Raw genomic sequence first — 15,743 nt, 5'->3', positions numbered from 1 at the left:
CGGGTTCTGGACCCGGCCCGGCAGGGCCGGGTCCAGTCTTGTGGGCATGCAGGGGGAATGGGCCGGGGAGATGGCCGGGCCGGATGTGTGGGAGACCTGCCGGGAGTTGATCCCGGCCGGGAGCGTGTTCGCGTTCCTGGCCGAGTACCGGGAGGCACTGTTCCCACCGTCGATGTTCGCCGACATGTATCCCTCGTCCAACGGCCGGCCGAGTCTGCCGCCGCAGGTCCTGGCCGCGACCGTGGTGCTGCAGAGCCTGCAGGGGCTGTCGGACTTCGAGACGGTCCAGGAACTGCGGTGTGACCTGCGGTGGAAGGCGGCCTGCGGGCTGGGCCTGTACGACATGGCATTCGATCCGTCGCTGCTGACGTACTTCCGGCGCCGTCTGCGTTACTCGGCCGATCCGATGCGGATCTTCACCAAGGTCAAGGACGTCGTGGCCGCGACCGGCGTCCTGAAGGGCAGGCAGCGGCGGGCGCTGGATTCCACCGTCCTCGATGACGCGGTGGCCACCCAGGACACCGTCACCCAGATCATCTCCGCCGTCCGCCGGGTGATCCGCGAGGTCCCCGGAGCCCAGGAGGTGGCCGCGGAGCACTGCCGCGCGCACGACTACACCGACCCGGGCAAACCGAAGATCGCCTGGAACGACGAGCAGGCGCGCGCCGCGCTGGTCGATGCTCTGGTCACCGACGCCCTCAACCTGCTCGGGCACCTGCCCGAGCGGGAGTTGGGCGAGAAGGCCGCGAACGCGGTGGGCCTGCTGGCCCTGGTCGCCGGGCAGGACGTCGAACCGGCCCAGGACTCCGACGGACGTGACGGGCGCTGGCGCATCGCCCAGCGCACCATGCCCGGCCGGACGGTGTCCACCGTCGATCCGGACGCCCGGCACATCCACAAAAACCGCACCCGCCACCAGGACGGCTTCAAAGGACACGTCTCCTTCGAACCGGAGAGCGGGCTGTTCACCGCCGTCGCCCTCACCGGCGGCCATGGTCCCGGCAGCCACGAAGCGGCCGTTGCCTGTGATCTGCTGGACGGGGAGGACGGCGCATTAACCGTGCTTGGCGACTCCGCCTACGGGACCGGCGACCTGCGCGAACAGTTGCAGGCCACGGGCCACACCCTCGTGATCAAGCCACCGCCGCTGCGGCAGGTGATCCCCGGCGGCTTCACCATCGACGACTTCCGCATCGACCCAGCAGCCGGCACCGCAACCTGCCCGGCCGGACGCACCGCCAACCTCGGCCAGGCCAAAGCGGACGGCGCCCGCACCGCCCAGTTCAAGCGCCTCTGCGCCGACTGCCCCCTACGCGGGCGCTGCACCACCTCCAAGACCGGACGCACCCTCAGCATCCATCCCCAGCACGAACTGCTGACCGCCGCCCGCCGAGAGGCGGCCGACCCGGTCTGGCAGGCCGAATACCGCAGATGGCGGCCCCCGGTCGAACGCGCCATCGCCTGGCTCGTCGCCAACGGCAACCGCCGCGCCCCGCACCGCGGCATCATCGCCAACAACATCTGGCTCCACCACCGCGCCGCCGCCCTCAACCTCCGCCGCCTGATCAACCTCGGACTCACCCGAACCGGCACCACCTGGCACCTCAACCCCGCCACCGCATAGCGAAAAGAGCCGCCCGGCCTCCGGCCGGACAGCCCCACAACAAGATTTTCAGCAGCCTTCTAGATGAGTCATTCCGATGTGATCAGTGGTCGTAGGCGATCAGGGATCGCAGGACCGGCTGGGCGGTCTTGTGGTTGTGCCAGATCGCGGCGGCCATCGCGAGGATGCGCTGGGCGACGCGGACGGCGACGCCCTCGAAGGTCCGGCCGCCGTGCTGTTCCAGATCGAGCTGGCCTTTGAGGGTGCCGTTGACCGACTCGATCAGCTGCCGCACCGACTTCAGCAGGGACTCGCCCCTGCGCTTCTTCTCGCGGCGGAAAGAAGGCCGCAGCAACTGCGCGCCCCGGAAGGCCAGATCGGCCTCGAACTCCCTGGAGGCGAAGCCCTTGTCCGCGATGACCAGCAGGCCCGGCCGGTCCGTTGCCAGGTGCGGTTCGCGGTCCAGCATCGCCGACAGCACCTCCCGCTCGTCCAGTTTCGGGTTCGCCAGTGCCCACAGGACAGGCATCCCGGCCGGAGTGCACACCAGGAACAGGCGCAGGCCCCAGAAGAACCGGGAGTGCGAGGCGCAGTACCCGTATCCGGCCCAGCCCGCCAGGTCCGACCGCTTCACCGTCGGACGCGAACGGCCGCACTCCACCGGCGTCGAGTCCACGATCCAGTGGTTGTCGAACCAGAAGTCCGTATCCACGGCAAGCAGCCGTATTACCTTCTTGACCAGCGGCAACGCTGCCCGCAGCCGCTTGTTCCAGCCCGGCTGCCTGGGCACGTACGGGAACATCTGGCCCAGGCGGGAGTCCACGAACCGCAGCCACCGCGACTCCGAGGTGAAGCCCAGCAGCGCCTGCGCGACAGCCAGGCAGACAAGCTCGGAATCCGTCAGCCGCGGCGGCCGGCCAAGCCACCGGGAACCCCCGATCTCGTCATCGATCTTCACGTACAGTGCGGTCAGCAGGGCGTCCAGGTTGTTCGTCACACAACGATCTTGGACGCCCCGTCTGCGTTCCCGGACGCACCGTCAACATTCGGAATGACTCGTCTAGGGGACGCGCGGGCCCTCCCTACGGCCTACTTGCTCCCCGGCAGCACGAACTCGCACCACACCGCCTTCCCGCCACCCGGTGTCCGGCGTGAGCCCCAGCTCGTGGCGATCGTCGCGACGATGGCGATGCCCCGGCCCGATTCGTCGCCGGGTTCCGCCGTGCGGCGCAGGGGGAGGTGGTCGTCGCCGTCCGTGACCTCGACGATGAGGCGGCGGTCGGTGCGGCGCAGGCGCAGGCGCATCGGGGGTGTGCCGTGCTGGAGGGAGTTCGCGACCAGTTCGCTGGCCGCCAGGACGCCCACGTCGTGCAACTCCGTCGGGAAGCGCCAGCTCGTCAGGACGCCGGAGGCGAACGCACGCGCGCGTGGGGCCGCTTCGATGCCGCCGAGGAGTTCCAGGGCCGCGTTGCGGAACAGGTCACTGTCGGGGCCGGTGCGGGCCGGGTGCTGGAGGACCAGGACGGCCACGTCGTCGTCGTGGTCCGCGGTGACGCCCGCCGAGCGGACCAGGCGGTCGCAGACGACCTGGGGGCTGCCCGTCGCGCCCGACAGGGCACGCTCCAGGGCGGCGATGCCCTCGTCCAGGTCCTCGTTACGGCGTTCCACCAGGCCGTCGGTGTAGAGCACCGCCGTGGAGCCGGGGGTGAGTGGGATCGAGCCCGAGGCGTGCATCCAGCCGCCGGTGCCCAGGGGCGGGCCCGTGGGCTCGTCGGCGCGCTGGACGGCGCCGCTCTCGTCGCGGACCAGGATCGGGAGGTGGCCCGCGGAGGCGTACACCAGCTTGCCCTCGTTCGGGTCGTGGACGGCGTACGCGCAGGTGGCGATCTGGTTGGCGTCGATCTCCGTGGCGAGGCCGTCGAGGAGCTGGAGGACCTCGTGCGGGGGGAGGTCCAGGCGGGCGTACGCGCGGACCGCCGTACGGAGCTGGCCCATGATCGCTGCCGCGCGGACGCCTCGGCCCATGACGTCGCCGATGACGAGGGCGGTGCGGCCGCCGCCGAGGGTGATGACGTCGTACCAGTCGCCGCCCACCGCTGCCTCCGTGCCGCCGGGCTGGTAGACGGCGGCGACGCGGAGGTCGTCCGGTTCCTCCAGTTCCTGGGGGAGGAGGGAGCGCTGGAGGGTCACCGCGGTCTGGCGTTGGCTGCGTTCGCTGGCGCGCAGGCGTTCGGCGGCCTCGGCGTGGTCGGTGACGTCGGCGGCGAAGATGAGGACGCCGCCACTCCCTTCGGGAGTGGCCGTCACGTCGACCGGGGTGCACGTGATCGTGTACGAGCGCCCGCTGTGGGCCTTGCGGGACTTGACCGTGCGGGGCTTGGAGCTGCGCAGGACCTGGTCCAGGAGGGGCAGCAGGCCCAGTTCGTCGAGTTCGGGGGCCGCCTCGCGCGCGGGGGCGCCCTCGGGGCGTACGCCGAAGGCCGCCACGTAGGCGTCGTTGACGTACGCGACGCGGTGGTCGGGGCCGTGGACCAGGGCCACCAGGGCCGGGATGCGGTCGAGGACCTCGCGCGTGGGCAGGTCGTCGACGGCGGGGAGGCAGGGCGCCTCGTCGGTGAGCTGCTCGGCGCGGGCGGCGGGGACGGAGCCGGAGCCCTCGCCGAGCCGGTCCGGCAGCCGGTCCGGAGTGATCGTGTGATCGGTCCGCGCTGCGGCGCGGCGCTGCGTTCCGGGAAGGCGGGCGCTCCAGCGCGTGAAGTTCACGAATCCTTGCCTCGGGTTCGTCGGCACAGGCCGGCAGCGGGTCGGCCGGAGGTACGGGGGGCGTCCCCCGGGAGATACAGCACTTACGGAAAGCCTCGTGGAGAGAAGGAGGGTGGAGAAGGGGCGAGACGGGATGTGCGGCGAGGTGTGGAGCCAGTCTGGCAGTGGGGCCGACCCGGGCCGACATCCTTCAGACGCCGGCCGGGTCCGTGGAGTTCCTGGATCCGGTCAGGACGACCCCTTCGGGTCCTGGTTCGGGTTCTGGTTCGGGTTCTGAGAAGACTTCCCACCGGCCGCGAGTTCGAACTCCGCGCGGGGATGTTCGAGCGAACCGAGGGAGACGATCTCCCTCTTGAAGAGCCCCGACAGGGTCCATTCGGCGAGTACCCGGGCCTTGCGGTTGAAGGTGGGGACCCTGCTCAGGTGGTAGACGCGGTGCATGAACCAGGCAGGGTAGCCCTTCAGCTTGCGCCCGTAGACGTGTGCCACGCCCTTGTGGAGTCCCAGGGAGGCTACTGAACCGACGTACTTGTGGGAGTACGTTTCGAGCGGTTCGCCCCGCAGGGAGTGGGCGATGTTGTCGCCGAGGACCTTGGCCTGGCGCACCGCGTGCTGGGCGTTGGGGGCCGTCTCCTTGCCGGGTTCCGTGGCGGTGACGTCGGGGACGGCGGCCGCGTCTCCCGCGGCCCACGCGTGCGTGGTGCCCTCGATGCTCAGCTCGGCGGTGCACTTCAGGCGTCCGCGCTCGTTCAGGGGGAGGTCGGTGGCGGCGAGGAGCGGGTGGGGTTTGACGCCGGCTGTCCACACGACCGTACGGGTGGGGAAGCGGGCGCCGTCGCTGAGGACGGCGGTCCGGTCCGCGCAGGAGTCGAGGCGGGTCTCCAGGCGTACGTCGATGTTGCGGCGGCGCAGCTGGGTGACGGTGTACTTGCCCATCTCCTCGCCGACCTCGGGCAGGATGCGGCCCGATGCCTCGACGAGGATCCACTTCATGTCCTCGGGCTGGACGTTGTGGTAGTAGCGGGCGGCGTAGCGGGCCATGTCCTCCAGCTCGCCGAGCGCCTCGACGCCGGCGTAGCCACCGCCGACGAAGACGAAGGTCAGGGCCGCGTCGCGGATCGCGAGGTCGCGGGTGGAGGAGGCGATGTCCATCTGTTCGATGACGTGGTTGCGCAGGCCGATGGCCTCCTCGACCGTCTTGAAGCCGATGGCGTGTTCGGCGAGGCCGGGGATCGGCAGGGTGCGGGAGACCGAGCCGGGCGCGAGGACGAGTTCGTCGTACGTCAATTGCTCGGCGCCCGTTCCCTCTTCCGTGGTGGCGAGGGTGGTCACGGTCGCGGTGCGTTTGGCGTGGTCGATCGCGGTGACCTCGCCGACGACGATCCGGCACCGGTCGAGCACCCGGCGCAGCGGTACGACGACATGGCGCGGTGAGATGGAGCCCGCGGCCGCCTCCGGGAGGAACGGCTGATAGGTCATGTACGGGTCTGGCGTGACGACGGTGATGTCGACCTGGCCCCGTTTCAGCTCCTGCTGGAGCTTCCGCTGGAGGCGCAGGGCCGTGTACATCCCGACGTAGCCGCCGCCGACAACGAGAATGCGCGCACGTTCCTTCACCATCCCATGACGCACCCAGCGCTGGCGTTTGTCCACAGGCCCGACAATTTGTGTGACCGGCGGGCAGTCGATCGCAACCTTGCCCGAATCGCCGGCGTGCGGGGCAGGACCGCAGGTCAGCGAGTGTGAGCCGGGTGGCAGGAAGGGGCGCAACCGGGACGTATCCGACCCGTACTCCGATCGGGCGCCACCCCGTGCGGAACGTGCCCCTTCTGAATTGACCCTCGCTCAACTATGTTCGTAGGTCGACGGGGTGTAGGGGGATGCGCTCTTTCGGGCCCGTTCTGCGACGGGCGGGCCCGTGGTTCAGTGCTTGTTCCGCACGCTCCGGCTGCCAATGGCGGGGAGTCTCCGGGGGGAGACGTCATTACCGGGGGAACAATATGCACATTCAGGATTCTCGTTGGACGACCGCGTCCGCCATCGCACCAGGCGGACCGATCAGCGCGGCGGCGGGCAACGGACGCGGTGAGGGATCGCGTTCGGCGCCGCTGCGCGTGGACGCACAGCGCAATCTGGAGCACGTGCTGCGCGCGGCACGTGAGGTCTTCGGCGAGCTGGGATACGGCGCGCCGATGGAGGACGTGGCGCGGCGCGCGCGCGTGGGTGTCGGCACGGTGTACCGGCGGTTCCCGAGCAAGGACGTCCTGGTCCGGCGGATAGCCGAGGAGGAGACCTCTCGGCTGACCGACCAGGCCCGTGCGGCGCTCGGGCAGGAGGACGAGCCGTGGTCGGCGCTGTCGCGCTTCCTGCGGACGTCGGTGGCCTCCGGCGCCGGGCGGCTGCTGCCGCCGCAGATACTGCGGGTGGGCGTCGCGGACGACGACGGATCCGGCTCCGGCTCCGGTGACATCGGCTTCGACGAGGCTCGGGTGCCGCAGCAGCGGTCCCAGCACATGGGTTCCGGTTCCGGGGAGCTGCGGCTGGTGTCCGAGGACGCCGCGGCTGCCGCTCTGGCGGACGACGCGGGTGCGACGGCGCTGCTCGACGTGGTGGGCCGGCTCGTGGAGCGGGCGCGCGAGGCGGGCGAGCTGCGGCCGGACGTGTCGGTGTCGGACGTACTGCTGGTGATCGCGACGGCCGCGCCCTCGCTGCCGGACGCCGCGCAGCAGGCGGCGGCCTCTTCGCGGCTGCTGGACATCCTGCTGGAGGGGTTGCGGTCGCGGCCCCTGTGACGTCCAGGCATGTGTCGGCCGAGCGGCTCCCGTTCGGGTGAACGCTAGTACCTCATTGCGGGAAGTCCCCACGGACGAGTGGTTGGTCCGTCCCAGGGGGTCCTGAACAAAAGCCAATATGGCACTCTGGCCCGGTGTTCGGGACTCGATGCACAGGCAGCTGTGCAGGCGGCGGGGGCTTTCCGCGATGAGCGTTGACGGGCGGGACGAGTCATTCGGTGACGGTGACCCGGAGACCGGCGGCGAGCTGACCTCGCACCAGGTGCCGAGCCAGGGCGGACCCGCCTCCGGGTACCCGGAGTACCTGGACGACCCGACGGAGAACAGCGTCCCCGCGCAGCGCGAGGGCAGCGTGCTGCCGCCCCGCGCGGACAGTGTGCTGCCGCCGCCCATCGAACTGCCGCCGTCCGACACCGACCTGATCGGGCGGATGCGCTCGGGCGACGACACGGCGTACGAGGAGCTGTACCGGCGTCACGCCGACGCCGTACGCCGGTACGCGCGCACCTGCTGCCGCGACGGCCACACCGCCGACGACCTCACCGCCGAGGTCTTCGCCCGCATGCTCCAGGCGGTGCGCGGCGGCTCGGGGCCCGAGTACGCCGTACGCGCCTATCTGCTCACCAGCGTCCGCCGGGTCGCCGCGAACTGGACGACGTCGGCGAAGCGCGAGCAACTGGTCGACGACTTCGCGGTGTTCGCGGCGCAGGCCTCGCGCGGCTCCGAGCTGTCCACGATGTCCGACAACACTGCGTCCATTGGCTCCTTCGGAGCGGGGCTGGACCTGGGCGCGGACGTCCGCGCGATGCACGAGGCCGAGCAGTCCATGGCCATGCAGGCGTTCCGGTCGCTGCCCGAGCGGTGGCAGGCCGTGCTGTGGCACACCGAGGTCGAGGACGAGTCGCCGAGCGAGGTCGCCACCCTCTTCGGGCTGGACGCCAACGGCACGCGCGTGCTCGCCAGCCGGGCCCGCGAAGGGCTCAAGCAGGCCTACCTCCAGGCCCATGTCAGCGCCACCCTCGCCACCGACGAGGAGTGCTCCCGCTACGCCGACCGGCTCGGCGCCTACGCGCGCGGGGGCCTGCGCACCCGTGCCGAACGGGGGCTGCGCAAGCACCTGGAGGAGTGCGCCAAGTGCCGGCTGGCCGCGGGCCAGATCAAGGAGGTCGCGAGCGGCATCCCCGCCGTCGTACCGATCGCGGTCATCGGCTGGTTCGGCGCCGCCGGGTACGCCAAGGTGGCCGCGCTGGTCGCCGGGGGCGCCGGAGCGGGTGCGGTGGGCGTCGGCGGCGCGGCGGCCGCGGCGAGCGGTTCGTCGTCCGGCGGGACCGGTGGTGGCGCGGCGGCCTCGGAAGGGCTGGGCGCGCCGGTGAAGGCGGGGATCGTGGCGGGGGTCGTCGCCGTGGGGATCGCGGCGGTGGTGTTCGCGCTGGCCGGCGACGAGGTTCCCAAGAAGTCGGTCGCCCAGCCGTCCTCGTCCCCGTCCGTGCCGGCGGTCCCGCCGGAGGCGCCGACACCGACACCGAGCCCGAGTCCTACCCCCACGACGCCCGATCCCGCGCCCCCGGCCCTGGTACCGGCCGCGGCGCCCAAGCCCACCCCGACCCCCACACCGACTCCGTCCCCGACGCCCACTCCGAGTCCCACACCCACACCCACACAGACTCCGACGCCCAGCCCGACACCGACTCCCACGCCCACTCCCACCCCGACGCCGCCCGCTCCCCCGCCACCGCCCGCCCCGGCGGACTACCAGTGGAACGAGCTGGAGTACGGCGTCTTCGGGGACGGCACCAAGCCCGAGATGCGGCTCGGCGAGAGCAGTTGGGTGTGGCAGCGGTGGGGGGTGTCGATCGCGGACAAGCAGTACGAGCACGGGGTGACCGTCCACGGGGAGTCCTCGGTCACCATCGATCTCAACCGCGACTGTGCCTCGTACGACGCCCTGGTCGGTGTCGACGACATGACGCTGGGCCTCGGCCAGGTCCGCTTCTCGGTCTTCGCCGACGGGGAGCGGATGTGGCGGTCCGAGCTGATCCAGGGCGGCCAGAAGGCCGTGCCCGTCCATGTCGACCTCACCGGGCGCAAGACGATCCGCCTGGTCGTGGAGCCCCACTCGGCGCTCGACTCGGTGGCGCTCGCGGACTGGGCGGAGTCCAAGTTCATGTGCCGGTGACGGCGGTGGCGGGCGCTCAGGTGGCCGGGGTGTCCAGCTGGGCGAGTTCGTGGAGGACGTCGTCCACGGTGAGTGCCGATCCGGTCGTACGTTCGGACTCGTACCGTTCCGCTCCCAAGGTGGTGCGGGCCCTGCTCTGCGTCTCCTCCGCCCGTGCGCGCTCCGGCATCGGGCGCGGGCGGCCGCACCGCCAGCTGTCGGAGGCGGCGAGCAGGCGGACCGCGCGCGGCAGGTCGTCGAGGCGGGCCAGCAGTCCCGCCATGGCGTCCACGATCGCCGCCGTGACCACCTCGGCGCAGCCCCGCGCCACGGCCTCGCGCAGAGTGGCGGTCAGTTTCGCCACTCCCCGCTCCGGACCGTGCTCCTCGGCCATGACGAGGGCGTCCATCGCGTTCAGCCCCGCCATGAACTGCGGCGGGGGCGTGCCCCGGGCGATCTCCGCGCGGGACCGCTCGCACATCGCCCGCGCGCCGGCGACATCCTGGTCGTCCAGCGCCAGCTGCGCCCGCAGCAGCAGGACGAACGCCCGGGAGTCCGCCACCCCGGAACGGTCGGCCGCCGCACTCGCCTCGTCCAGCGCGGCCAGCGCCCTGACGCGGTCGCCCTCGCGGTAGGCGATCTCGGCGAGGCGCGCGATCAGAAAAGGTGCCTCGGCGTGGGCGCCCACCTCGCGGGCGAGCCGCAGTGCCTCCTCGTACTCCCCCTCGGCCTCCTCGAAGACGCCACGCGCCATGGCGGCCTCGCCGGCCGCGCTGCACACCTGGGCCCGCAGCCAGCGGTCGCCGACACGGCGGCTGAGCACGCGCAGCTCCGCGAGGTCGTCGTCCACGCCCCGGCCCAGCAGGCCGCCGGGCGAGTCGACGACCATGTGCGTACGGAACATCAGGCTCGCGGCGACCTCCCAGTCGCCGCCGTGCGTACGGCAGTTGGCGATCACCGTGTCCAGGGCGGCGGCTACGTCCGGGAGCCTGGGGCGGGGTGTGCCGGTGCCGTCGGGGGGCGGGGAGCCGGGTCCGTCGGCGTCGGCGAGGATCGTGAGCGGCCAGGCGAGGCCCGGGAGCCGGGCCGCTTCCGGGCCGCCACCCTCGAAGTGGGCGCGGACCTCGGCGACGCGCTGGTGCCAGTGCTCGCCTCGGGGTGTGGCGATGGGGTCCGCGTCGATGGCCAGGAAGATGTAGTACATGCGGACGTTCATCCGGAGGCTCACACGGGGGTTCACGCGGGGGTTCGTGTGTCGGGGCTGGGGGTCTGCCGCCGTCTCCGGTTCCGTCTCCGGTTCCGTCTCCGGGGGAGTCTCCAGGTTCACTATCCGCGTCAGCCATTCCATGGCCTCCCGGCGGAAGTTGCGCAGCCACCAGAACCAGCCCATCGCGAGGGCCAGGGCGGCGGCCTCCTCCTCGTCGCCGTCCCTGATCGAGCGGTCGAGGGCCGCCCGGATGTTGTCCAGCTCCGTCTCCAGGCGGGCGATCCATGGAAGTTGTTCGGTGGAGCGGAGCAGTGGTTCGGCCTCCTCCACCAGCGCGCGCACCCACGCGCGGTGCCGTCGCTCGACGGCGGCACGCTGCTCGGGGGCCTCGGCGGCGCGCTCGGTGGCGTACTCGTGGATGGTCTCCAGGAGGCGGTAGCGCATGCCGGGTGGCTCGGTGCCGGGCGCGTCGCCTTCATGGGGTTCGCGTGCATCGGGTCCGTGCGGGGTCGCGACTATCAGGGACTTGTCCACGAGGGCGCCCATGAGGTCGGCCGCCTGGCCGCCGCACACCGCCTCAGCGGCGGTGAGGTCCCAGCCGCCCGCGAAGACGGAGACCTCGCGCAGGACCGTACGCTCCCGCTCGTCGAGCAGGTCCCAGGACCAGTCGACGACCGCGCGCAGGGTCTGCTGGCGGGGCAGTACCGTGCGGCTTCCGGAGGTGAGGAGGCGGAAGCGGTCGTCCAGGCGGTCGGCGATCTGACGAGGGGTGAGCAGGCGCAGCCGGGCGGCGGCCAGCTCGATGGCCAGGGGCAGTCCGTCGAGCCGGCGGCAGATCTCCGCCACCGCCTCGGTGTCGCGGAGGGCGGTGTCCGCGTCGGGGCGTACGGCGGCGGCGCGCTCCTCGAAGAGGCGGCGGGCCGGGTCGGGAAGCAGGGGCTCGACCGGGCGCACCGACTCGCCGGGGACGCCCAGGGGTTCACGGCTGGTGGCGAGGATCGTGAGCCCGGGGCAGTGGGTGAGCAGGGTTTCGGCGAGTTCGGCCGCCGCGTCGATGACGTGTTCGCAGTTGTCAAGGATCAGGAGTTGGCTGCGCGGGGCGCAGTACTCGATGAGCAGGGCGAGCGGGTCGTCCTGCGGGGTCGTCAGCTCGGTGGTCATGAGCACGGTCTCGCGCAGACCGAGCGCGCTGACCACCGCGCCTGGCACCGCCTCCGGCCGGTCGAGCGGGGCCAGCTCGACGAGCCACGCCTGGGGGAGGCCGGCGGCGGCCTCCTCGGCGAGACGGGTCTTTCCGGAACCGCCCGGTCCGATGAGGGTGACGAGACGGGTCCTGTGCACATCCGAACGGATGGCCTCGATCTCGGGTTCCCGGCCGACGAAAGATGTCAGACGGGGGCGGATGTTGCTGTGGGGGTGTTGGGTGGGGGCGGGGGCGGCCCTCTGGGGTGGTTGGGGTGGTTGGGTCAGCAACTCCTTGTGCAGGGTCCGTAGTTCCGGGCCCGGGTCCGTGCCCAGGCCGTCCGCCAGGGTTCGGCGGGCCGTCTCGTACGCGGCGAGGGCGTCCGCGCTGCGGCCCGTGTCGCGCAGGGCGCGGATGAGGAGGGCGTGCAGGGGTTCGTCGTACGGGTGGGCCTGCGTCAGTTCCTGCAGCTCCGGTACGGCGTCGGCTGCTCGGCCGAGTCTCAGGTTCGCCTCCACGCGCGCGTGTGTCGCCTCGCGGCGCAGGGCCTCCGGGCGGGTTGCCGCGGTGCGGTCGGGGAGGTCGGCCAGGGCTGGGCCGCGCCACAGGGCGAGGGCCTCGGAGAGGGTGCGCGCGGCGGTCGTGGGGTCGGCGTGGTCCAGGGCCGCCTTGCCCTGCCGTACGAGGTGTTCGAAGACGTGGAGGTCGATGTCGTCTCGGGTCGCTGCGAGGCGGTAGCCGCCGGGGTCCGAGGTGATGGTGTCTTTGCCGAGGGTGCGGCGTAGGCGGCCGATGAGGGCCTGGAGGGCGGCGGGGGCGTCCTTGGGCGGGGTGTCCGCCCAGACCTCGTCTATCAGGGTTTCGGGGGTGGTGGTGTGGTTGGGGCGGAGGGCGAGGGCGGTGAGGAGGGCTCGTACTCGGGGGCCGCCTATGGGTATGGCGGTGCCGTGGTCGTCCTGGGCCTGGGTGACACCCAGGATTCTGTACCGCACGGGCCTATTCTCGCCCCCGCCGCCCTTACCCGTTCCCATCCCTGGGGGGCTGCGCCCCCAGACCCCCCTGTCGCGCTGAACGCGCTCGTCCTCAAACGCCGGACGGGCTGAAAGATCAAGCCCCGGCCGGCATGATCCAGCCCCTCCGGCGTTTAGGGGCTCACCCCCTGTGGGCTCCCGCGCCCGCTCCCAACGCCCCCCTTTGGGGGGTGATTCCCGCTGGTACGGCTCGTTGGCGGGCCGGGGTGCCGGTCCAGCAGGTGCCTCGGCGGGAGAGGAGGCGGCGTAGCCAGACCTCCAGGGAGACCAGGTCAGCGAGGCCGTCCAGGGGGAGGGGCTCGCCCTCTGCGGCGGCGCGCAGGGCCTTGCGGACCACCCTTGCCTCCACCAGGCCCGCCTCCGCCAGCAGAGGTGTGTCGAACAGGGTCATCAGATGGTCCACTGATACTCGTAGGCCCGTTCGCGACGCCGCTGCCGTCGAGGCGTGCGACGGTGCGCCCCAGCCGGGGGGTAGGTCCGCCACGCCGGCGCCTTCCAGGACCGTACGGAGGATGGATGCTCTGGCGCCTGGCTGGACCCGTAGGGCCTCCGGGAGGGCTCGGCAGGCCCTCACCACCTGGTTGTCCAGGAACGGCGTGTGCAGGCGCTGGAAGCGGATCTCCGCCGCCTGTTCCAGGACCCGTACGTCCGCCGCCTGGCGGGCCAGTGCCGCCCGCGCGCGGAAGTCTCCCGGGCGTTGGCCGGGGCCGACGCCGGCGCCCGCCCGGTCCGTCGCCCAGTTCAGGCGAACCGATACTTCAGCCAGCGCCTCACCGGTCAGCCAGCGCGCGGCAGGACCCGGTCTGGCCCAGGTAAGGGCTGCCAGTGAGGCCCCGACCGCGCCCCCGGGCTCCTCGAAACGGCGCTGCATCAGACGGTCGGCGAGGTTCTCTATCCCCGCCTTGTAGGGCGTACGGGCGAGCTTGCGGGCGGCGCCGTACACGCGCGCGGGGACCATCACCGAGCCGTCGGCCTTCGCGAGCGCCGCCACCGGGCGGACCAGGTGGCGTCGTTTGCGGTCCATGAGGAGGTCGGCGAGGCGGGCGGGGTGGGCGTCCAGGACCTGGCGGGCGCCGTAGCCCGTGAAGTGGTCCGCGCTGCCTGACGCCAATCTCGCCCTGTGCCTGGCCGCCGTCACCAGGCTCGGGCCCGGCTCGTCCGTCAGAGGGCCCTCCAGGTCGGCGTACGGCAGGACGTCCTCCTCGCCTGTCACCACTACGTGGTGCAGGCGCGGGTTCGCCGCCAGCGTCCCCGCCCGCTCCAGCTCCGCCTCGCGCCCGCCCACCGCCAGGTCGTTGAAGGTCACCGCCAGCAGCCGCTCCCCCGCGCCCGTGCCGTGTCCGAGGACCGTCCCCGGCATGCCCGGGAGGCCCGCCGCGAGGAGGGCCAGAGTTCCTGAGGCCGGGCCGCCGGAGAGGTCAGCCCCTATCCCCGGTACGGGCATTCCGCGCGCGGCACGCCGTTCCGCCGGGCCCATTCCGGGCACCGGACCGGGGTCCATGTTGGCGTCGGGCACATGGCGAGGGGCGGACAGCCGGGCGCGTACCGCCTCGACCAGCGCGTCCCGTACCCCGTCCACCGCGCTGTCGGGGTCCACGGAGGCCGCCGCGACCGCGAGGGAGGCCACCGGCTCGTACCCGGCGATCTCACGCGCCCCGGCGCGCAGGATCAGCGCATGCCCCGGCGGAATGCGCCGCACGCCGTCGTAAGGCGTCGAGTCGTGCAACGCGGCCGGTACGTCGGGGGCCGCGAGAAGCGCGGCGAGGTGACCGAAGTCGAGGTTGGCCTCGATGAGGTCGGCGAGAGGGAGGGCCGCCGTCGCGTAGGCCGTGCCGCCCGCCCAGGGGGTGTAGAACACCGGGCGCGCGCCCGCCAGGTCGCCGCAGACCATGAGCCGGCGGCCCACCTGGACGATGGCCGTGTAGCTGCCCGGCCAGGCCGTCAGATGGCGAAGTGCCCCTCCGCGGGCGGCGAACAGGGCGACCCGCAGCTGCTCGTCGGTGGCGCCGCAGGTGCCGAGCACCGCTATGCGCGTCTGTTCGTCGGCCCGCACGACGCGGACCTCGTCGGGGCGCCAGTCGCCGACCGCCCAGAGCGGATCGGGGTCTCCCCACAGGAGTTGAGAGCCGACCGGGTGGACCGTCTCACCGTCGTAGCCGGTCGCGCCCGCCGCGTATCCGGCCCCGACTCCGGTGCCGTTCCCGACTCCGTCGGCCGCGTAGCCCGCAGGCCCGGTCGCGTATTTGGCGGCCACAGCTGCGGTGCTGCTCCATCCCACCAACCACCGCATCGACGCCTCCACAGGCTGTGGACAACCAGTGCACCGTACGAACTCGGCACCATGCTGCCATGAAGGAAGCGCCTGGGAGGGACGGCAGAGCCGCTCGCGCTCCCCGAAGTGCGCCCCTGCGAACTCCTGTGCACCCCCTGGAACATGCCCGCGCGGCCACGAACGCACGCGTGGTTCAAGGGACTTCAAGGTTTGGATCAAGGAATTCCGATGAGGGGGCGATGAGGGGATCGGGAGGCTTCGGCGCGGGGATATTGGTACAGGGACATCGGCAATCGCCGGACCCCGACGGGAAGTTCACAACCCGTCGACACCCGCCGACACCCGTCGCCCAGGGAGTTCGCCCCCGACACCGCGACCTGAATGCGCCCCCGTTACGCTCCCCCAAGACGCCCCACGCGCCCTCAATTTCCATGGTGGGAGGGGTAATCGCCCTGGGAGGACGGGGTCTGTTTTCGGCCAAGTTGGCGAAGCCGGGACAGGTTCGCACACGCTCCGTACAGGCTCTGCGGAGCGCAGAGCACACGCACAGTCCGGGAGGCGGATGTCGCCTCCCGGACCGGTCCGCCGCCCGCGGGGATGTAGGCGGCGGTGTCCCCCAGCCCACTGGATCCAGTACAGCGGGCCGACCCACGCAGGATCCATGGAAGCGCTCCCGCCGTGGCCGGAGAAGAGCGCACGCACGGGCGCACGGCCACACAGCGGGGGCACGTCGCAAC

Annotated in this window: 8 protein-coding genes; 3 read left to right on the top strand and 5 right to left on the bottom strand. The window is 72.1% G+C overall.

Annotation, left to right across the window (positions count from 1 at the left end; all coding sequences use genetic code 11):
* The first annotated feature begins 46 nt into the window (after positions 1-46).
* Positions 47-1,624, top strand: coding sequence for an IS1182 family transposase (locus LUX31_RS24220; protein ID WP_235477057.1), 1,578 nt, complete (start codon positions 47-49; stop codon positions 1,622-1,624).
* Positions 1,625-1,706: 82 nt separating this feature from the next.
* Here the strand turns inward: LUX31_RS24220 and LUX31_RS24215 are convergent, their stop codons facing one another.
* The 3 genes from LUX31_RS24215 to LUX31_RS24205 all read right to left on the bottom strand — a co-directional run bounded on the left by LUX31_RS24215 (position 1,707) and on the right by LUX31_RS24205 (position 5,986).
* On the bottom strand, positions 1,707-2,600 hold the full coding sequence (locus LUX31_RS24215) for an IS982 family transposase (RefSeq protein ID WP_235477056.1): 894 nt from the start codon (positions 2,598-2,600) through the stop codon (positions 1,707-1,709).
* Positions 2,601-2,692: 92 nt separating this feature from the next.
* The gene (locus LUX31_RS24210) at positions 2,693-4,366 is read right to left on the bottom strand and encodes a SpoIIE family protein phosphatase (RefSeq protein ID WP_235477055.1); all 1,674 of its coding nucleotides are present in this window, start codon (positions 4,364-4,366) and stop codon (positions 2,693-2,695) included.
* 228 nt (positions 4,367-4,594) lie between these two features.
* A complete protein-coding gene (locus LUX31_RS24205) occupies positions 4,595-5,986 on the bottom strand; it encodes an NAD(P)/FAD-dependent oxidoreductase (RefSeq protein WP_235477054.1) in 1,392 nt (463 codons plus the stop codon).
* 380 nt (positions 5,987-6,366) lie between these two features.
* Between LUX31_RS24205 and LUX31_RS24200 the strand changes: the two genes are divergently transcribed.
* On the top strand, positions 6,367-7,158 hold the full coding sequence (locus LUX31_RS24200) for a TetR/AcrR family transcriptional regulator (protein ID WP_235477053.1): 792 nt from the start codon (positions 6,367-6,369) through the stop codon (positions 7,156-7,158).
* A gap of 187 nt (positions 7,159-7,345) precedes the next feature.
* The gene (locus LUX31_RS24195) at positions 7,346-9,334 is read left to right on the top strand and encodes a sigma-70 family RNA polymerase sigma factor (RefSeq protein WP_235477052.1); all 1,989 of its coding nucleotides are present in this window, start codon (positions 7,346-7,348) and stop codon (positions 9,332-9,334) included.
* A gap of 16 nt (positions 9,335-9,350) precedes the next feature.
* Here the strand turns inward: LUX31_RS24195 and LUX31_RS24190 are convergent, their stop codons facing one another.
* Both LUX31_RS24190 and LUX31_RS24185 read right to left on the bottom strand, forming a co-directional pair.
* On the bottom strand, positions 9,351-12,695 hold the full coding sequence (locus LUX31_RS24190; protein ID WP_235477051.1) for a BTAD domain-containing putative transcriptional regulator: 3,345 nt from the start codon (positions 12,693-12,695) through the stop codon (positions 9,351-9,353).
* Between the two features lie 160 nt (positions 12,696-12,855).
* Positions 12,856-15,024 (bottom strand): asparagine synthase-related protein, encoded by a 2,169-nt coding sequence (locus tag LUX31_RS24185; protein ID WP_235477050.1) that lies wholly within the window; start codon positions 15,022-15,024, stop codon positions 12,856-12,858.
* Between the last annotated feature and the right edge of the window lie 719 nt (positions 15,025-15,743).

Origin of the sequence: Streptomyces sp. GQFP, assembly GCF_021545335.1 — a bacterium.
GTDB lineage: Bacteria > Actinomycetota > Actinomycetes > Streptomycetales > Streptomycetaceae > Streptomyces.
The sequence above is the reverse complement of the archived record's forward strand: the minus strand, read 5'-3'. Positions and strand labels throughout refer to the sequence as shown.